The following is an 18,665-nucleotide window of genomic DNA, read 5'->3' on the forward strand; positions in this document are numbered from 1 at the left end:
TTACCAGTTCTGAATGAAGAAGAACTGCTGTGAACCCCTCGCCGGGTTGAGTACGCCGAGAGAAATTTCTCCACCACGGGAGGCTGCTTCGTTGGCGAACTGGTCGAGACGTCCCCAGACGACGTTGGGGCCGCTCTCGAAGCGCGATCCTGGTGCGAGGCGCACGCCGATCTGGGTGGAGTTAGTGATGCTTTCGATCGCAGCGCCGGCATTGAGCTGGCCGAACAATGCCGTCTCACCCTGGTTCAGCTGCACGCCGATGCGCCCGTTGTCGGCGATCGGAGTAACAGCTGATGCTGCGCCCGCGCCACTGAGTGCGATGGCTGCGATACCGGCAGGTATCAATGCGGCCGCGGTAATCATCCTGCGTAGGTGCGTCATTCGGCTTCTCCCTCGTCGGTGGCCCACTCGAGTTGGCGCCTCCACGGGCCACTTTGTCTGATTCTTCCGGTAACAGTCAACGACATGTTGCAAACAATGAGCAATCCATTGGGTTGGTTTGAGATGCAGCTCACTACTGGAAATCCGTTGAAGAATAAACTGTTTCAGTGAAATTGCTGGTCAAGATCGTGAATGCCAGAGAAGCGCCCGGGCCGTCGTTACGTTTCCGTTACTGGTCAGTCTGGCTGCGAGAAGGACACGCACTCGGTCACCCAGAAACGCTGCGGCACAGGAATTGTCAGAGCAAGAACCCGCGCAGAGGGTCCTCCGCAGTTGAGCGCCACTGTCAAGCGGTCTTTCATTCTTCGAGGGCGCGCTGCTTCGGCAGTGGGCTCTCGACTGTCAGAACCGCACGGTGAATACCACGTGGCGACGCTCTCGGGCCGCGCGCTGGAAAAAGTCCGCCACTTCCTGAAGCCAGCCCCAGGCGTACCCGCGCTCGTCGGAGCCGTACTCCGGGTTGCGGTCGTCGAGTGGCATTGCGTCGTAGCGCACGCCGAACTCGGATTCGGTGATTTCCGCCAGGTACGAGGAGACTTCGGCGACCCGATCGGGTGCCAGGTAGGTGACGAGTTGGTCGTCGGTGTCGGTGTTGAGGTCTTCGTCCCCCAGGATCACGCCGTAGGCCGGCCAGTTCTCGGACACGCGCTCGTACCCCGTGCTGGAGAGGGCGCACAGGATCGGATCCCACGCCTTGTCCGTGTCGCACGAGAACTCGGATCGGCCCGTCTCCTCGATGTCCTCGACCAGAGCGCCGAGTTTGTCGTCGTCGCCGCGCGCGTCCAGAAGTTCCGCTGCCACGCTGTCTGACAGCGCGAAATGTACCCCAAGTTCCATGGCGTGATGCTAACGGCCGACCTGCCGCCGTCCCGCCGTTACTACAAGACGAATCGCCTTAGGTAACGATCCTGCTCTGCCTCCGACCGAAGTTGCCCATGGTGGGCCTGCTGTCATACATACTTCATCGGTGATTCCGACAAAACGGACCGGCCTTTCTGTTGTATCGCTGGTGATCCTCGTCGTCGCGGGGTTGCTGGTCGCAGCCCCTGCCAGCAGCGCCGCGCCGCCGCCTGACTGGAAATACACAATGGTGGCGTTCAGCAATGCCAGCGACCGCGACATGGATGTCTACGAGTCGGCTGACGGCACCGGCTTTCAGCTCGTCCAGCAGTCGGCGTACAGGCCGCCGTCTGGGCTCGTGCGTGATCCGAGCATCTTCCGGAACACGGACGGGGTGTACTACCTCACCTACACGACGGGTGGTGGGGCGAACATCGGGTTCGCACGCAGCAGCGACCGCATCAACTGGACGCCGCTGGGGAACTATCCGGTTCCGTTTTGCTGCGCCTTGATGCCTGGCACGGGAGATGGCACCGGTTCTGCGAGCCCCCCGGGCTTCTCGGGTTCGGCCGGATTCAGCGACGGACCGTCGCTGTCACCATTCGTCACCAAGGCCTGGGCGCCTGAATGGTTTGTGGACGGCGATCGCGTCAACGTCATCCTGTCGATGTCGACCGGTGGAGGATTTGTGCCGTATCTGATGACGGCGTTGGAACCGTCGCTCCGGTTGTGGAGCCCGCCTGTTCCGCTCGCCGGGATCGGTGCGGACCACATCGACACCACCGTGGTCAAAGTCGGATCGACCTATCATGCGTTCACCAAGAACGAGACGAGGAAGGTCGTCGAGCATGCGGTCGCTCCTTCGGTGACGGGACCTTATTCGTTTGTCCCGCCCGGGAATTGGGGTTCGCTTGTCGAAGGTCCGGCCGTGGTTCAGTTGCCGAGCGGCGACTGGCGGATCTATCTCGACGCCTATACCGAAGGAAAGTATCTCTACTCCGACAGCACGGACGGGCTGAACACCTGGTCTCCTGTGCAAGAGGTTCCTGGGGTGTCCGGGACTGCACGGCATCTCGGCATCATGAGAGAACCGGCATAACATTCGACCCTGAGTTGGTAGGGCTCTGATCAAGGACTCCGGTCTTGGTCAGAGCCTTTTCTCGTACTTGCGTACTACTTGTGTGCGTCGCCTGCGCTAATCAGTGATTGACAAGCTAACGATGCGATGCCAGTGGGTCCGACGAGTTCGCGCCGACCACGAAGTGAGTATCTCCGCGTGAGCTGTGCAGAGTTGCGCTCCCAGGCCCCGCTCGGGCGCCGTACTTCACGATTGATTGCCAAGTAATGCCTGTTGGTTTCATATTCAAGTACGCGCACTGGCTTGATGCCCGCACTTTCGGTCTCCAACTGCTCTGAGGCCCGCGAAATGCGGATTCAATTCGATTTGCCGCACTGTTTCTGAGGGATCTTCTCGTCCGTAAACGGTGACCTTGCTCATAGTAGGACCTAGGTCCTTTTCGCTGCTGATAAGCCTGTCGATATATATCTGTTACCGAAAGTTCACCCTAAATCCAAGATGGGGGAGATGGCGCGCTGGCGGGCAAACAGGACGATTGGTACCGTCCGGTAACTAATTCAGTTAGTTGTCGGCTACCGCTCTGGTTGCTGTGTCACGTGGAGGAGCAGTTCATGTCGATCGAATCGCAAAACGGCATATCCCATCGTCGATCGAGGGCCGCAGTGGGGCTCGCGGCGTGTGCGGTTGCCACACTGTCGTCTGGGGTGGTCTTCGCAGGGAGCGCATCGGCAACGCCGACGGCGTTGGCGGACAAATTCGCGAGCACGGTCACCGATGACGGCTGGACGTTGGATCTTGCCGCCACCAAACTGTCGGCGAATCCGGTGCCGAATTTGGCGACGACGGCGTTCACTCGTGAGGGGTTCGTGTCGGCGAAGGTGACCGGCACGATCGGTGGTCAGGGCGATTCGGCAGTGAAGACCGGTTATGTCGAGCAGGGATTGCAGATCGGCTGCCAGATCGATGTCTCCTCCGGACTTGGCTTGGGGCTTGGCTTTTCGCTCGGCCCGTCTGTCGGTGTGAGTATTTCGGGTGTCCCGTCGGCGAACGTGGGTGTGAATGCGTCGGTGAATCCGAGTATTCAGTCGACGATTGCGCCGGGCACGATCACGACGATTCCGTTGGGGAAGAAGGATCTCGAGTCGTCGAAGGCGTCGATCACGGCAGAGAACGTGCACGTGAAGGTTGATGCGTGCATGGGGCCGGTGACGATCCGCTCGTACGCACAACTCTCGGTGTCGACGGCGACGTCCGACAACACATTGTTCGTGTACTCCGATCCCACCTGGCTCTAACCCACGCAGCCGTCGTCAGCGCTGCTGGCGACTATTCCCGATCCGTCCCGTCCAGGGGTGGTTACTCATCACGCCCACAAAGGAGAAATCATGAAGATTCGTACCTTGGCCACTGCCGGAACTCTCACCGCAGGTATCGCCCTGTTCGGTGTTCTCGGCGCCGGCATGGCATCTGCTGCAACTCCGATCGTGCAACCGGAACATGGCCGGATCGGACTTTCGCTTTCGAACGCCGAAACGGCGGCGCTGGCGGCGAGCCCGATTCCTGATGCGATTGCGAACATCGTTCCAGGTTCGCTGAGGGGGGTCTGGTTGGCGCCTGGTTCCGCGATAACTGTTACCGATGGCAAGGTCGACGCCCTCGAAGGAACTGTGCTCGGTGAAGCAGCCGCGCGTGGTGGGCATGCCAATGTCTTTGTCTCCGACCCGAATCACCCCGCCAGTGAGGGGCACATAGTGCTGACGGAGCAGTACTGGAACTGATACCAGGCCGAACGTCGGCGACCCGTTGTCCCCGCTCTCCCTTCCTGTTTGGAGTTCCAGCCATGACCGTCAACAACGCCGAACGTCGCAGTGTCCAAACGGAACCCGCTGCCCTCGTCAGCAAAGGCGTTGCAGACGTTGATGACTGGGATCCGGACAGTGAACTCAGTCCACTCTCCAAGGCTGTGATCGCTACGGCAGTTGGACTGGGGTTGCTGATCGCGGCATTCGCGGTGATCGGGAAGCTCGCCGGCTGGGCGAACGACTACGGGACGATCCTGGTTTACCTGGCGTTCTTCTTGTGGATGTCGATCTCCGGACGGTTGTTCTGGTGGGGCGCAGACAAACTCATCGCGCTACTCCGAACGAAGAAGAGTGACAATCGTGGTGCGCACCGGTGAAGTCCGGTAGACGACTTCGCCGGACTCTCGCGGGAGTGCTTGCCGCTGGGGCGCTGTTGACCGGAGCGGCCGGAGCGATCGGTGCGGGAATTGCACTCTCCGCCGCTCCGGCGAACGCGACGCCGGAAGAAGACTGCGCGGCGGTGCGGGCACGTGATCATCAGATCTACCTGAATCTCATTGCGTCGCTGCCACCTGGTGCACCCATCCCGCCAGAGATCATCAACCCGTGCCTGAGTGCGCCGTCCACGACGGCGACAGTTGCGCCGACGACCACGGTCGGGCTCCCCGGTGCGCAGGCTCCAGGCGGTGGCCCGAATGTCGGCGCGAATGCTCCGACGAACTTTCCCACCTACAACGGCACCCCCATCGTCCCTGTGCCGACGATCGAGGTTCCGCCCATTACTTCCGAGTCCCCGGCCTCGGAAACTGGTGTCGGTGCATTCCCCAATGCATCGGCATCAGCGGTTCCCTCACCCACACCCACCCCGGGTGAGGGAACCACCACCGATCGTGGTCCCGGACCGATCCCCGCGGATTCGGATTCGAATATCGCACCGGCCCAAACGGTTCCGGACCCGGCAGCAGATGTTTCCACCGCCGGGGAGGACTCGGGCCGTGACCGGTATCTCGAACTGGTCCTCGTCGGGGCCGCGGCGTTCACCGCTGCGGGTATGAGAGTGAGGGGGCGGCCGGGACCGTTCAGTGCGCGTGTGAGCGCGCGTCCGTGGGAGTCGGTTCTCTCCCAGGTAGTCGGTACGGTCGCGAAACCGTTCATGCCGTATTTCGTCGGCGGTCAGGACGTCGTGGTCATCCCCGACCCAGGTGGCGGACAACGCACCATCTTCCTCATTCACGACGAAACCTCCTCGCATGAAGCTGAAATGGTGGTCGACCTACCACCCGGCGGACACATGAGCATCAACGACGACGGGTCCGTCGGTGTCTACGACGCGAACGGAGACTTGCAGGGCACCGTTGCCGCTGCGTGGGCGTACGACGTCAACGGCGATCCGGTTCCCACCTACTACGAGATCCGTGACGGCAAGCTCTACCAAGTCGTTATCCCGACCCCGGGCGTCATCTACCCGGTCACTGCTGACGGCCCCTACGGCGGCAGCGACCCGGTCACCGGACGAGACGTCACCGCTACACCCCTTCAAGGCGGCGGTGAGGTCGTCAACCAGTCCGGCGGACCGGTCATGGTCAACGTCCCGACAGACTCCCCCTACAACGACGTCGGCGGGATCGACCCACTGGGCAATCTCGACATGGATCCGCCGACGCAGCCGGCACCGACAACGCCTCTGCCGTTCGATATCGGATCGCCGACCGACTCGGGCACCGATACGAGCGAGCCTCCGTGGAACCCACTCGACAACCTCGACATGGACGCCCCGACGCAGCCGGCACCGACAACACCACTGCCGTTCGATATCGGATCGCCGACCGACTCGGGCACCGATACACCCGGGGGTACAGCGAGCGAGCCTCCGTGGAACCCACTCGACAACCTCGACATGGAAACGCAGACGCAGCCAGATCCTCCAATGGAATTACCATTCGGGATCTTTGACTCTGATCCCAACAACGGTTTGATCGGCCCCGCGCAGAGGGCCGCGAACCAACGGGCGCTCGCCCATGGCGACGTACCTGCTGACTTCACTGGCAACGTCCCTCTGACCGCACAGCAACAACTTGACGACCTGCAATGGCAGGTGGATCAGATGCGAGACCGCGGCTATACAGATTCCGAGATCGCAACTGTCTTGAGTAAAGGCAGCACCGCGCTCGGTGGCCCCGCCTCGGGCTTGCAATCTGCGGGCGCCCTTGCGAACACCGGTGTGCATCATGCTGGTTCGCTCCCGAGCGCTGCGCAGGCCGCTCGGTCGGCGGCAGTGGGTACTGTTTTAAGCAGATTATCGGTGGCAGTTGAGGTTGCCTCGGGTGTCATCAAGTGGCGCGAAGGCGCGCCACGTGGCGAAACTGTGGGAAATTCCGGTGGCGCAATCGCATTGGGATGGGCAGGCGGCAAAGGTGGCGCCGCACTCGGCGGGTTTCTCGGCGGCCCGATAGGTGCCGCAGTCGGGGGCGGAATCGGTGCAATCGGAGGATCGCTACTCGGGGCATACTTGGGTACCCGGGCAGGCCGATCATTTGATTGAAGCCTTAGACAATGATCGATCGCTCCAAGAGAAGGGACTGAGACCGTGCATTACCTGCTGATCGCTGCCATTGCATTCTGCCTAGCCTCGGGGGTGCTGTCGGCGCTTGATGCCGCAGCAGGCAATCCGATGCGGGGCGCGATAACCTTGGCCGTTTCGTTGACGGCTGCGAGTGGGATGGTGTTCCTCGTGACTGACAATTCGACCACCCGGATCGGCGCTGTCGCGGGCACTGCGGCGGTCCTCGTTTTGCGTTTTCTCCCGAAGAGTTCCATATACCGACGACACACCGTTCCTCAAGCGGAACCGGCACCATGACCACCTTTTATGCGATTTGTGCGATTGCTGCAGGGGCTGTGGCGTTGATCGTATCTACGCCCTACGTGATGTACCGCAGTCATGCGAGAACGATTTACTGGAGTTCGTCGATCCTTACCATCGTTTTCGCTTGGCTCACCGCTCCACAGCGGTCGATTCTCGGACCTGTCCTCTTGTGCGGTTTCGCTGCTGTGTTCGTGGCGTGGTGGTGGACCCCCTTCCTCACGCGAAGGCATCCCACCGGATTCAACGATGTTTTCGGTGCTTGGCTGACACGGGCGCTCTACCGCGAGCAGAAGGATGCACCTCCGGTAAACAGGTACGACAAATTGCACTACAAAGACACTGACCGCCAAGCACGAGATACCGATTCTGACGGAAATCAGGTCAACACCTGAGCCGGCGCGTAGAGCGCTTTGTCCTTGATACCACCCTCGCGCGTACCCGAACAGCTTGTAGTGAGATGCCGTGGGAAACAGTACTTTCCACATGGCGGCGTACACCTGCCCGGTTTGCGCAAGCTGTACAGTAACCAGGATGATCGATGGCTCGAAGCTGCTCTTCGCGCAGCCCAATTCAGTAGCTGTCAGCGCCATCGCGAGCGGTAGTCCTCTTCCCCTAGTCCCTGCAGCTCATCCCATTTTTCGAGCATCCGCCTCGTCTGGATAGTTAATGATATCTAATATATTGAATGGAGTTCAGTAGTGGATCTGGTCAAGATTTCGCGGTGTGTCGACTCGCCCGTACTTGCGGAGATTGACGACTTGACACCACTTGAACGTATGGCGCTTCCGAATTATTGGTTGGATGCACTAAATGGTGACGTTGCAGCTCGAATTTCTGGGATATTGGACCAATGGGACGTATTTGGGCGACCGATATTGGGCGACACTTACAGAAACATTAAAGATAATCTATCTGATGTGCGGTTGCTCAGGTCTGAAAATAGGTTCTTTCTTCTATATAAAATTAAAATGGCAGACGGGACCGATCTCTACTATTTGGGTACGCCACCGGTAGTGGATGGTGATGAACTTTCAGGGTATTGGAGTAAATTCCCCTCCAGTCTAAAGAATTTCTATTCAAATTTGCACAACGGTTGGTACTATATTGCCGGTAAGACTGTCGGGCCACTGCCTCTTGAAGATATGTTTCGAATTGACAGCTTTGAATGGTCTATTCTGGACGGGCTGTCCCCTGAAGAGTACCCAGATCCGGCTCGTTGCATCGCGACATTCAGATCGGGCGGCGGCGGTTATCTTTGCTTGTACTTTGGTGAGGAATCGACAAGGGGTGTTGTGTGGTCATTGACGGAACCCCCTGAACTGGTCGATTACTCCACTTACCTTGATATCTGGACCAACGTCGGACTCGGTGCCTAGAGCCTGCGCCTTGGATAGCCAGACTGGAGACAGTCTAAGCAATTTGTGTGCGGTCTTGCCCCACGTGGCACGTGCCTCGGATCCAGTCTCCAAAGAGCAGATGATCAATTTGTCTGACCAAAAGGGATCTCGAGGTCATGATCGGTTTCGGGGGTACCTCACGCATCGACTCGTTTTCCTGCACCATTGCCGACGAATCGCTGATTGCGCTGGCGTTAAGGGTCGTACGGGGGCAGGCCGATATCTGGGCCTCTCGTGTCACCGTGCTCTACCACCGGACCGAATCATCGCCTCAGCGCAACGTACCCGGCGACGCGATCGTGGGCAGTTCGGGCTCGGTGGAGCATCGGCGACTACCGGCACCTTCAGAATCGGTCGAAAGGTGAGGTGGAGGTGGGATGGGAAACATACTTCCATTCAGGAGTTACGTTCGATCGCAGCAAACTCCCCCAATCTGCGGTGGTGGAGGAACTGCCCATTGGCACGTTGGTTCGGTTGGGGGACAAGCCGATGGAGGTCGCTGCCGCCGACATCGTGGCGGTGCGGGCGGCGATGGGTTACCCGGTGTAGCGCCAGAGCCTGTTCCAATTGGTCGATCGTCTTCGAACAGGAGTGACGTTGTCTGCCTTATCTTTACGTCGTGATCCGACCTCCGGGTTGACCTTGAAAGTCATGGCGCGAAAGGGACCGCCGGAAGCCGAATCGGTCACCGCGGCGCTGGCAGCGCGGTCACTGCAGTTCCTTCGAGAGCTTGACCCAGTCTTTGACGTCGACATGTACCGCGCCGTGAGGAATGACCTTCCCGACGGCGTTACGGTCGAGCAGGCTCTGGCATCGAATGGTGGACGGATCCTCACGCTTCAGGCAGAGGACTCCCTCGAGGCCGCAATGATCGAGAGCAGAAAGTCTCCTGATGCCGCAGGCGGGATTTACCCACTCTCATTCGGGCATCAACTCAGGTTGTTCACCGACAACGGAAACATCGAAATTCTCATCGGATTCGGGGGTACGGCAGGAGCAGGTTCCTTACTTTGCACCTTCATCTGGCCGTACCCAGGGGGCTTCGCCGATGAATCTCTGATCTCACTGTCATTGAAACTCGTCCAGGGCATGGCCGATATCTGGGACGCTCCCACGGCCGTGCTCTACCGGGATGCGGAGCTCACACCTCAGTACAACGTGCCCGGCGACGCAACGGTGGGCACGTTGCACCTACTTCGGCCCTGAGATGCCGATCAACGAAACGCAGATCCCACCCACTGTCGAAGCTTTTCCGTACAAGAAAGGAACGATCGTCATCCAGCGTGATCCACGCGCCCCGTTGGTTGCCGACGGAAGCCGAAGCATCCGTGCAGCAGTCGGCCTGCTGACCGAACGACCGGAGGTTCGCCTACCGAAAGGCTCGCGCCGGCTGTGACACCAGAAGTTACGGCCAAGCTCACGTCCGCAGGTGATGGTGTTCTTAAGAACAAGCTGCTCAGATAATGGAGGATGCGTTCGACGAGGTCATCGGGATGGAGAACATCAACATCATCGTATTTGGAGGGGAGTGAAAGTGCCTACGTCATCACTGCGCCGCAATCCTACGGCGGGCTTGACAGTGAAGGTCATTCCACGAAAGGGTTCGCCTGAAAGCGAGGCCGTCACGGCCGCGCTCGTTGCACGTTCGCTACGATTGCTTCGCGACATCGATCCTGTCTTCGACGTCGACTTGTACCAAACAGTAGGCGATGCACTCCCCGACGGCGCCGGAGTCGAGCAGGCCTTGGCGTCGAATCTCCGTCAGATCCTTGTACCTCCGACGGAAAAATCGATCGAAGCCGCATTGATCGAGCGCAGACGATCCCCCGATGCCACCGGCGGTATGTATCCCCTCTCATTGGGACGACATATGACCCTGTATTCACCCGCTGGAGACGTCAAAGTCGTTGTCAGTTTCGGGGGCACCTCAGGGTCCGGCGCATTCGCATGTGCCTTTGCCGACGAATCACTGATTTCGCTGGCATTGAAGCTCGTACAGGGACTAGCCGACATCTGGGACTCGCGTGTCACCGTGCTCTACCGCCGAACCGAATCATCGCCTCAGTTCAACGTACCGGGTGACGCGATCGTGGGCAGTTGCACCTACTTCGGTCCTGAGTTGCCGATCAAGGAAACGCAGCTCCCGCCCAGCGTGGAGGCGTTTCCCTACCAGGACGGCACAATCGTCATCCAGAAGAATCTGTCCACGCCGTTAACCGTCGAGGACATCCGAAGCATCCGCGCAGCAGCAGGACTGCCGACCGAACGACCGGAGATTCCTCTACCCAAAGGTTTCAGACGGCTGTGAGCCCTACATTGGGCGCACTCGGGGCTGCCTGCAGGTAGGGATGGCGCGGACCGACCAGCCTGCCCGCAATTACCGCGCCGCGATCCCGATCCGGCTACGCACCAGCTGATCGACGCTCCGGGTGGAGTGCCACCGCGCGGCATACCCGCCATCGACGGCACAGTTCAACCTGCCGAGCATGATCAACCCTCTGTTCCGTCCGTGAATGAAACCTGCACGCCCGGATCCCGCGATTCCGGAACCCTCGCAACCCACTTTCCCGGCGTTCCCGATCGTGGCGAGTGGGAATCATTCTCGCCCGGTGGGATTGGCGATCCGGGGTCGAACCCGAGACCCGAGAACTCCACCCCGGAGGCTCCCTCGCCAGGTCGTGCCGAGGAACCGAGTGTGCCGACTCTGCCTGATGTCGGTCAGGTGCCGGTGAATCCGGATGCCCCCGGCGCTCCGCAGCAACCCGGACCACAACTGTTCAATGACAATGATTTGCCGAGAACGACTATGACGATCGCAGAGTTGCTGGAAAGGAAAGGTCGATGGATTCGGATCGTGGCGCGACAGTGATCGGGTATTGGGGCCCTCGGACGCAACCGGTAGAAGGCATTGCAGCGGAGGTGTTCTCGTTTCTTCATAGTCTGAGGAACATTGATCCAGCACTTGGACAAGCTTGGGTGTTTTCGCCCGAGACTGCCTTCGAGTCGACCGATCTAAGCGTGGAAGGCCTAGCGAAAATCTTCCGGGCAGCGAAGGATGTCGAAGGGCAATCCGTTGCTGCCTTCGACCTTGGCTACATCGTGAGTTTGTTGCACCCGGACAGATATCAGTTCTTGAGAATCCAATTCTCTCTCGGCCGGAATGTTCCGAGGGTTCCGAATCTCGTCAACGTCACCCTCCCCCCCGGAGAAACAAGCAATCGGGGAGGCGTCGCAGTTGCTGACTGCACGCGTCGGGGACGCGATCATGAAAGCGATCATCGAGCATTGGTCGCCGGAGTCTGCGCGGTGGGGGACGCGGGAGTACCGCAATGCGCAGGGAAATGAGGTCAGCGAAATCGAAGTCGGTTGGGAGACATACATCCAGTCCGGGATCGATCTTGATCACAGCAAACTGCCCGTCGTCGCCGTACTGGAGGAACTCCCCAACGGAACGCTGATTCGGTTGGGCGAGAAACCGTTAGACGTCAACTTCGACGACATCCTGGCCGTGCGGGAAGCACTGGGTTACCCGGTCTAAGACGCCGCGTGACCGCCGACCCTTGCTCATGTCGCGACACGTAGTCGGACGGAGACTATTACGCAGTGGTTGGAAAGGACGGGGCGATGAGCATAGTCGGGCGATGGCCGACCGTGATCGGATATTGGGGCACGCGGGTGCAGTCGAGTCAGGAAGTGGCGCAGACGATGCGGGCCTTCCTCGACGATCTGGAAGAGATCGACCCGGAGTTGGCGTTGCCGTGGGTGTACACCAAAAAACTGGACAAAGGCCCCGCGGATCTCAGTGTGGACGGGTTGGTGCGAATCTTCGAGTATTCCCGCTCGAAGGAGATGGGGTATTCGGACACCCCGGGACCGGGCTACGACATCGACTTGTCGCCCGAGGACGGGACCGCGCGCCGGGTCGGTGCCTGGGTCGGCGGGCTGGAAACCAGTGCTCCCAACAGTGTCCTGGTGTCGTTGCCGACGGAGACGCAGCTCACCGACAGTACCCGGCGGTTGCTCGACCCGGATATCGGAGACGCGATCATGAGAGTGATCGTCAAGCATTGGGAACCGGAGCGAGCTCGGTGGAGCATCGGAGACTACCGGCACCTTCAGAATCGGTCGAAAGGTGAGGTCGAGGTGGGATGGGAAACATACTTCCATTCCGGAGTTACGTTCGATCGCAGCGCGCTGCCCCAATCTGCGGTGGTAGAGGAACTGCCCACTGGCACGTTGATTCGGTTGGGGGACAAGCCTATGCAGGTCGCTGCCGCCGACATCGTGGCGGTGCGGGCGGCGTTGGGTTATCCGGTGTAGGCCACGCAACGGGTCCGGAGTTCACCATTGCATCAGACGTCGAGAAATGTGTTAACCGGATGACCTGCTTCGCCTTTCGATAGTATTGCCAGATGGCACCCCGAGCCGACTTGCTCGCGTGGCTCCTCGATTCGGATCCGGCGATTCGGTGGCAGGTGGAGCGCGACCTGCTGAACGAAGCGCCCACTGTGTGGGCGGCGACGCGCGCGTCGATCGCTACCAAAGGATTTGGTGCACGCCTGCCTTCATTGCAGGATCGAGACGGCAAATGGGCGGGTGGGGCGTTCTTCCCGGCAGAATTCGACTTCGTGGGACCCGAAGCAGCAGAAGAAGGTTCGCAACCCTGGACGGCAACTACTTGGACGCTCAACTCCTTGCGTGAGTGGGGCCTCGACGCCAGTGTTCTGCGGGAGCGTCGTACTGCAGAACTGCTCGCGGAGAACTGTCGCTGGGAGTACGAGGGCCAGCCGTACTGGGACGGTGAGGTCGATTGCTGCATCAACGCCTGGACGGTGGCAAACGGTGTGTGGCTCGGCATGCCCGTTGATGAACTGGCTGATTGGTTTGTGCGGCATCAACTTCCGGATGGTGGGTGGAACTGTGAGTGGATCGAAGGTTCGACCCGATCGTCGTTCCATTCGACGCTCAATTCACTCAAAGGGCTTCTCGCGTACGAGATCGCGACCGGGGGAACAATTGAGACGCGCGCGGCTCGACGATCCGGTGAGGAATTCTTGCTGCAGCGCGGTCTGTTCCGGAGACTCTCGACCGGGGAACCGGTGGGGGACTGGATCGGCCGGTTCGCGTACCCGTTCCGGTGGCGTTACAACGTGCTCAACGCAGCCGACTACTTCCGCGAAGCGTCGTTGTCGGATGGAAATGAGCCTGATCCGCGAATGGCGGACGCGATCGAGATGATCCGGGCCGCTCGAGCCTCGGATGGGACGTGGCTCCAGGCCGGTCGCCAACCGGGGCGGGTGTGGTTCGAGGTCGACACAAAGGCGGGGGAGCCGTCGAGGTGGCTGACTTTATCCGGCATCCGAGTGCTCGCCTGGTGGGATCAATCCTCCCCTCTAGGTTCTGCATAACAAAAGAGTCACAGCGAAATTCATTCAACCTTCAAAGGTTATCGAAAGGTGATCTTCGACCTTCCAGTCGAAATATCCAGTACAGATGAAGAACATATTAACGACAGGATTGCCCTCAGTGCGATGAAGGTTAATCATCTGAACAGGTGAGAAGATGTTCGGTGAAATTACCTACCCGATTGGATAGGCGGGTCACCGACGTTGGTAATCAACTAAGGCTCTCGCAGCTGTCTCGGTTAGGGAGCTAAGTCCCGAGCTGGAAACGGCATTTCTGCTCCGAAAGTGGCGCTCACCTGCGGCTACGTTCCCCATTTTGCAGGACTTAAACCACTTTCGGCGAGATTTAGTCTCGCAATTGTAGGTTGTGGAGCGTCCGCAATGTTTAGGCAAAGTCCCATCTTTTCCCAGAACAATGCTCTACTAAACGTGAAAACCGGATGTTCCCCCGATTTTGCTGAGAAGGTGCAACTATGGGGCGTAGCGTAACTGTCGCAGCGAACCGGAACATCGCGAATTGCTGCTCTAACCAATGACTTTGTTCAGGTCCGAATAATGCTCGGAGGTCGTCGATGTCGATGGAAATGGTGTTAGCCGAAGCAGTGATAGATAGTGGGGACACGGCGTGGGTGCTGATCTCCGCGGGTCTGGTTCTCTTCATGGTTCCCGGACTCGCCTTCTTCTACGCCGGTCTGGTGCGTGGTAGCAGTGCGCTCGTCATGTTGCAGCAGAACCTCGTCCCACTCGGACTCGTCTCGATTACCTGGGTCGTGTTCGGATACAGCTTCGCGTTCAGTGGAGACTGGGGTTCCGGCTTCCTCGGTGACCTCAAATTGTTCGGCTTGCAGGACATACACACAGCCGCCGCCCCGGGCTTCCACCTGATCGAAGGTGCAGTCGCGGTACCGACTCTGGCGTTCGTGGTCTATCAGATGATGTTCGCGATCATCACGCCCGCGCTGATCACCGGTGCGACCGCAAACCGGCTCAAGCCCTTGGGCTGGGCCGTTCTGCTCGTGCTGTGGTCGATCATCGTCTACCCCCCGATTGCGCACTGGCTCTTCAATCCCGAAGGCTGGTTGGCGCTCCGCGGAGCTCAGGACTGGGCCGGCGGAATTGTCGTCCACGCATCCGCCGGCGCCGCCGCCCTGGCAATCTTGCTGGTGGTCGGTAAACGTCCGGGATGGCCCAACGCCGAGGCAGTCCCGCACTCGGTGCCTCTGGCGTTGATCGGCGCAGGCATCCTGTGGTTCGGCTGGTTCGGATTCAACGCAGGCGACGGATTGGCCGCCGATGGTGTTGCGGCACAAGCCTTGATGAACACTCACATCGCCGCAGCGGGCGGTATGGTCGTCTGGCTCGTCATCGAAAGGTACACCGAGGGCAAGGCCACGGCGATCGGCGGAATCACCGGCGCGGTAGCCGGTCTCGCGACCGTCACCCCTTGCGCCGGCTTCGTCAGCACCTTCTCCGCGTTGGCGATCGGCGCGCTTGCCGGACTGGTCTGCCACTTCGCGCTCGCGCTCAAGTCGATCTTCAAGTTCGACGACGCGCTCGACGTCATCGCGGTCCACTTCATCGGCGGCATCCTCGGTTCACTCCTTCTCGGTTTGTTCGGCGAAAAAGCCATCAATTCGATCGGCCGCGACGGACTCTTCTTCGGCGGCGGGGCAGGACTACTCGGCGAGCAGGCGCTGGCGTTGATCGTCGTCATCGCTTTCTCGTTCGTGGTGACCTGGCTGATCGCCACGGGCATCGAGAAGACCATCGGTCTCAAGCTGGCCCCGAAAGACCAGGTGGACATCGACCGTCGTCAGCAAGGCATGGACGCATACCGCTACAACGCCGCATTCGTGGACGCGGGTGGTGCGCCGCAGACCAGCGGGTTCGACTCGGGGGTCCTGGTCGAGGGGGCAAAACTTGTTCCGAACCTCGGCGCCCCGAAGCACGAACTCATCACCGCGGTATTGCAGACCATCGAGTCCGAGAAGCTACGGGAGGCGCTGCTGGCTGCCGGAGCGGAGTCGATAGTCGTATCGGAAGCGCATGTCTCCGCGAGTGACTCGGCCTCGCTCAAGTTCCGCGGACAACGCAACGACGTCGTGTTCACCGAGCGGTTGCGTGTCGAGGTGCTGGTCGCCTCGGAACATGCCCAGGCAGTTCTGGACGCGATCAACGAGTACTCGGGCGGCAGGAGGAGCGGTTTCGTCCAGCAAGCGGCCGAACCTCTCACCGAAGCGACGGAACAGGGGAGCTGACATGTATTCGACGACAGGGAGTTACCGCATGATCGACAAGGAGCGTTCAGAATGCATCTGACACCGCGAGAACTCGACAAGCTGACAATCCTCATGTTGGCGGATGTCGCACTGAGGCGAAAGGCAAAGGGGCTCAAACTCAATCACCCGGAGTCCGTCGCAGTTATCACTGCAGCCGCCCTGGAGGGAGCTCGGGAGGGCAAGACTCTCGAGGAGGTCATGGCCGACGCATCGCACGCCTTGACGGTCGACGACGTGATGGACGGTGTGGCGGAGATGATTCCACGTGTGCAGGTCGAGGCGGTGTTCCTCGACGGTAGCCGGCTCGTCACCGTGCACTCTCCGATCCAGTAGCCCGACCGAGATGTCAGGAGCACTCCAAGATGGCAAGCAAATCGACGAAGAAGGATTCCGGCGGCGAGAAGAAAGTACCGGTCGGCGGATACGTGTTGCGGGACGAGCCGATCGAACTCAACGAGGGCCGTCCACGTTTGAAGTTGCGAGTCCGAAACACCGGTGACCGTCCCATCCAGGTGGGTTCGCACTACCACTTCATGGAAGTCAATCGCGCGTTGTCCTTCGATCGTGAACAGTCCTTCGGCTGGCGCCTCGACATTCCCGCGGGCACGGCGGTCAGGTTCGAGCCGGGCGACGAGAAGGAAGTGACGTTGGTGCCGTTCGGCGGCAAGCAACGAGTGCAAGGCTTCAACGGACTTGTCGACGGTTGGGCGCCGACCCACGCCGCCTACCGGCCGAGGCTCCCCGGAGCCGTCCAGCGTGCCGAAGAACTCGGCTTCCTGTCCGAACCTCAAACCGACTGATTCTCGTTCACGGCGGACGAAGGAGAGCAACACCCATGACAAGCATTTCGAGACAAGAGTATTCGGGTCTGTTCGGGGTCACCACGGGTGACCAGATCAGGCTGGGTAATACCGACCTGTACATCGAGGTCGAGGAAGATCTTCGAACGATCGGCGACGAGTCGATCTACGGCGGCGGCAAGACGCTGCGCGACGGCATGGGCCAGGATCCGGAGTCATGCAGCATCGACGGTGCCCTCGACCTCGTGATCACCAACGTGGTCATCGTCGATGCAACCATCGGCGTCGTCAAGGCAGACGTGGGAATCAAGGACGGCAAGATCGTCGGCTGGGGTAAGGCGGGAAATTCCAGCACGATGGAAGGCGTCACCCCGGGGCTGACCACCGGTCCGGCGACCGACGCGATTTCCGGTGAGCAGATGATCCTCACTGCCGCCGGCATCGATCCACACGTTCACCTCGTGTCACCACAGCAGGCGTACCACGCACTCAGTGGGGGAGTGACGACGCTGATCGGTGGTGGCATCGGCCCGACCGACGGAACGAACGGCACCACCATCACTTCCGGTATCTGGAACATGGAGATGATGCTCAAGGCCAACGAGGGTTTGCCGGTCAACGTCTGCATGTTGGGCAAGGGGAACTCGTCCGGGCATCAGTCGCTGGTCGAACAGATCAAGGCCGGTGCGGCCGGTCTGAAGGTCCACGAGGACTGGGGCGCGACACCGGCCACAATTCGTGAGTCTCTGCGGGTGGCAGACGAAATGGACGTTCAGGTCGCCATTCACACGGACACACTCAACGAGGCCGGATACGTCGAGGACACCATCGCGGCCTTCGAAGGCCGTACCATTCACACCTATCACAGCGAGGGCGCGGGTGGCGGTCACGCACCCGACATTCTGCGGGTGACGGGCGAGGACAACGTACTTCCGGCGTCGACCAATCCGACGTTGCCATACGGCATCAACACTCAGGCCGAACTCTTCGACATGATCATGGTCTGTCACAACCTCAATCCCAAAGTGCCCTCGGATGTTTCGTTTGCCGAGTCCCGCGTTCGCGCCGAGACGATCGGTGCCGAGAACGTACTGCAGGACATGGGCGTCATCTCGATGTTCTCGAGTGACTCACAGGCGATGGGCCGGGTTGGAGAAAACTGGCTACGCGCGATCCAAACAGCGGACTGCATGAAGCGGTCCCGCGGAAAGCTGCCCGAGGATTCACCGACGCACGACAACTTTCGCGTGTTGCGCTACGTCGCGAAGGTCACGATCAATCCAGCGTTGACGTTCGGTCTTTCGCATGTGGTCGGGTCGATCGGTGTCGGGAAGATGGCGGATCTTGTTCTCTGGGAGCCCGCATTCTTCGGCGCGAAGCCGAAGACGATCATCAAGAACGGGTTGATCAGCTGGCACGCCATGGGAGATCCGAATGCGTCGCTCCCGACACCACAACCGGTGATCTACCGGCCGATGTTCGGTGGATTCGGCAAGGCGTTGCCGCAGAGTTCGGTCTCGTTCGTCTCGCGAGCGGCGCTCGACGACGGCATCAAGGATCGACTCGGTCTCGAACGTCAGGTTGTCGCCGTCGAGGGCACGAGGACGGTCACCAAGCGTGATCTGGTTCGTAACTCGGCTACTCCGGAAATCAAGGTGGACCCGGAGACCTTCGCGGTGACTGCGGACGGTGTCCATGCGTACGTCGAACCCGCCGAATCCATTCGCTTGAACCAACTTTACTTCTTCAGTTAGGGG

Annotated in this window: 19 protein-coding genes; 17 read left to right on the forward strand and 2 right to left on the reverse strand. The window is 60.0% G+C overall.

Features of this window, described 5'->3' with window-relative positions:
* Complete coding sequence (locus KTR60_RS01280; RefSeq protein ID WP_020968146.1) at positions 1-381, reverse strand: hypothetical protein; 381 nt, start codon at positions 379-381, stop codon at positions 1-3.
* A gap of 402 nt (positions 382-783) precedes the next feature.
* Positions 784-1,278, reverse strand: coding sequence for a DUF1877 family protein (locus KTR60_RS01285; RefSeq protein WP_020905815.1), 495 nt, complete (start codon positions 1,276-1,278; stop codon positions 784-786).
* 250 nt (positions 1,279-1,528) lie between these two features.
* Here KTR60_RS01285 and KTR60_RS01290 point away from each other — a divergent pair, with 250 nt between their 5' ends.
* The 17 genes from KTR60_RS01290 to KTR60_RS01370 all read left to right on the forward strand — a co-directional run bounded on the left by KTR60_RS01290 (position 1,529) and on the right by KTR60_RS01370 (position 18,662).
* Entirely contained in the window at positions 1,529-2,380 is an 852-nt protein-coding gene (locus KTR60_RS01290; RefSeq protein ID WP_228402308.1) for a glycoside hydrolase family 43 protein, read from the forward strand.
* Between the two features lie 590 nt (positions 2,381-2,970).
* Positions 2,971-3,654 carry an MspA family porin gene (locus tag KTR60_RS01295; RefSeq protein ID WP_007731745.1) on the forward strand — a complete coding sequence of 228 codons (684 nt, stop codon included), beginning with the start codon at positions 2,971-2,973 and terminating at the stop codon, positions 3,652-3,654.
* 90 nt (positions 3,655-3,744) lie between these two features.
* Entirely contained in the window at positions 3,745-4,137 is a 393-nt protein-coding gene (locus KTR60_RS01300) for a hypothetical protein (protein WP_007731744.1), read from the forward strand.
* A 62-nt stretch (positions 4,138-4,199) separates the two neighbouring features.
* A complete protein-coding gene (locus tag KTR60_RS01305; RefSeq protein WP_007731743.1) occupies positions 4,200-4,538 on the forward strand; it encodes a hypothetical protein in 339 nt (112 codons plus the stop codon).
* A complete protein-coding gene (locus KTR60_RS01310; RefSeq protein ID WP_193777145.1) occupies positions 4,535-6,703 on the forward strand; it encodes a hypothetical protein in 2,169 nt (722 codons plus the stop codon). The genes KTR60_RS01305 and KTR60_RS01310 overlap by 4 nt, the downstream gene beginning before the upstream one ends.
* A 1,022-nt stretch (positions 6,704-7,725) precedes the next feature.
* The gene (locus KTR60_RS01315) at positions 7,726-8,403 is read left to right on the forward strand and encodes an SMI1/KNR4 family protein (protein ID WP_007731739.1); all 678 of its coding nucleotides are present in this window, start codon (positions 7,726-7,728) and stop codon (positions 8,401-8,403) included.
* A 393-nt stretch (positions 8,404-8,796) separates the two neighbouring features.
* Entirely contained in the window at positions 8,797-8,973 is a 177-nt protein-coding gene (locus KTR60_RS01320; protein ID WP_228401677.1) for a hypothetical protein, read from the forward strand.
* Positions 8,974-9,075: 102 nt separating this feature from the next.
* The gene (locus tag KTR60_RS01325; protein ID WP_007731734.1) at positions 9,076-9,630 is read left to right on the forward strand and encodes a hypothetical protein; all 555 of its coding nucleotides are present in this window, start codon (positions 9,076-9,078) and stop codon (positions 9,628-9,630) included.
* 1 nt (position 9,631) lies between these two features.
* A complete protein-coding gene (locus KTR60_RS01330; protein ID WP_007731733.1) occupies positions 9,632-9,820 on the forward strand; it encodes a hypothetical protein in 189 nt (62 codons plus the stop codon).
* 138 nt (positions 9,821-9,958) lie between these two features.
* Positions 9,959-10,732, forward strand: coding sequence for a hypothetical protein (locus tag KTR60_RS01335; protein WP_223304698.1), 774 nt, complete (start codon positions 9,959-9,961; stop codon positions 10,730-10,732).
* A gap of 927 nt (positions 10,733-11,659) precedes the next feature.
* Positions 11,660-11,962, forward strand: a complete 303-nt coding sequence (locus KTR60_RS01340; RefSeq protein WP_007731726.1) for a hypothetical protein — start codon at positions 11,660-11,662, stop codon at positions 11,960-11,962.
* Positions 11,963-12,048: 86 nt separating this feature from the next.
* Positions 12,049-12,744, forward strand: a complete 696-nt coding sequence (locus KTR60_RS01345; protein ID WP_228401679.1) for an Imm52 family immunity protein — start codon at positions 12,049-12,051, stop codon at positions 12,742-12,744.
* Between the two features lie 92 nt (positions 12,745-12,836).
* Positions 12,837-13,832, forward strand: coding sequence for a hypothetical protein (locus tag KTR60_RS01350; protein WP_007731722.1), 996 nt, complete (start codon positions 12,837-12,839; stop codon positions 13,830-13,832).
* 575 nt (positions 13,833-14,407) lie between these two features.
* Positions 14,408-16,087, forward strand: coding sequence for an ammonium transporter (amt, locus tag KTR60_RS01355; RefSeq protein WP_228117877.1), 1,680 nt, complete (start codon positions 14,408-14,410; stop codon positions 16,085-16,087).
* A 51-nt stretch (positions 16,088-16,138) separates the two neighbouring features.
* Positions 16,139-16,441, forward strand: coding sequence for an urease subunit gamma (locus tag KTR60_RS01360; RefSeq protein WP_007731718.1), 303 nt, complete (start codon positions 16,139-16,141; stop codon positions 16,439-16,441).
* A gap of 29 nt (positions 16,442-16,470) precedes the next feature.
* A complete protein-coding gene (locus KTR60_RS01365; RefSeq protein ID WP_003943812.1) occupies positions 16,471-16,908 on the forward strand; it encodes an urease subunit beta in 438 nt (145 codons plus the stop codon).
* Positions 16,909-16,943: 35 nt separating this feature from the next.
* Positions 16,944-18,662, forward strand: coding sequence for an urease subunit alpha (locus KTR60_RS01370; protein WP_003943847.1), 1,719 nt, complete (start codon positions 16,944-16,946; stop codon positions 18,660-18,662).
* Positions 18,663-18,665: the final 3 nt, after the last annotated feature.

The sequence above is a fragment of the Rhodococcus sp. C1 genome (genome assembly GCF_020809065.1).
GTDB classification, from domain to species: Bacteria; Actinomycetota; Actinomycetes; order Mycobacteriales; family Mycobacteriaceae; genus Rhodococcus_F; species Rhodococcus_F qingshengii.

What these genes read in the sequence shown, in the direction of transcription:
- KTR60_RS01370 (WP_003943847.1), top strand. Translation starts at nt 16,944, where the DNA reads ATGACAAGCATTTCGAGACAAGAGTATTCGGGTCTGTTCGGGGTCACC.
- KTR60_RS01285 (WP_020905815.1), bottom strand. Translation starts at nt 1,278, where the DNA reads ATGGAACTTGGGGTACATTTCGCGCTGTCAGACAGCGTGGCAGCGGAA.
- KTR60_RS01325 (WP_007731734.1), top strand. Translation starts at nt 9,076, where the DNA reads ATGGCGCGAAAGGGACCGCCGGAAGCCGAATCGGTCACCGCGGCGCTG.
- KTR60_RS01290 (WP_228402308.1), top strand. Translation starts at nt 1,529, where the DNA reads ATGGTGGCGTTCAGCAATGCCAGCGACCGCGACATGGATGTCTACGAG.
- amt (WP_228117877.1), top strand. Translation starts at nt 14,408, where the DNA reads ATGGAAATGGTGTTAGCCGAAGCAGTGATAGATAGTGGGGACACGGCG.
- KTR60_RS01365 (WP_003943812.1), top strand. Translation starts at nt 16,471, where the DNA reads ATGGCAAGCAAATCGACGAAGAAGGATTCCGGCGGCGAGAAGAAAGTA.
- KTR60_RS01360 (WP_007731718.1), top strand. Translation starts at nt 16,139, where the DNA reads ATGCATCTGACACCGCGAGAACTCGACAAGCTGACAATCCTCATGTTG.
- KTR60_RS01330 (WP_007731733.1), top strand. Translation starts at nt 9,632, where the DNA reads ATGCCGATCAACGAAACGCAGATCCCACCCACTGTCGAAGCTTTTCCG.
- KTR60_RS01280 (WP_020968146.1), bottom strand. Translation starts at nt 381, where the DNA reads ATGACGCACCTACGCAGGATGATTACCGCGGCCGCATTGATACCTGCC.
- KTR60_RS01345 (WP_228401679.1), top strand. Translation starts at nt 12,049, where the DNA reads ATGAGCATAGTCGGGCGATGGCCGACCGTGATCGGATATTGGGGCACG.
- KTR60_RS01300 (WP_007731744.1), top strand. Translation starts at nt 3,745, where the DNA reads ATGAAGATTCGTACCTTGGCCACTGCCGGAACTCTCACCGCAGGTATC.
- KTR60_RS01350 (WP_007731722.1), top strand. Translation starts at nt 12,837, where the DNA reads ATGGCACCCCGAGCCGACTTGCTCGCGTGGCTCCTCGATTCGGATCCG.
- KTR60_RS01305 (WP_007731743.1), top strand. Translation starts at nt 4,200, where the DNA reads ATGACCGTCAACAACGCCGAACGTCGCAGTGTCCAAACGGAACCCGCT.
- KTR60_RS01295 (WP_007731745.1), top strand. Translation starts at nt 2,971, where the DNA reads ATGTCGATCGAATCGCAAAACGGCATATCCCATCGTCGATCGAGGGCC.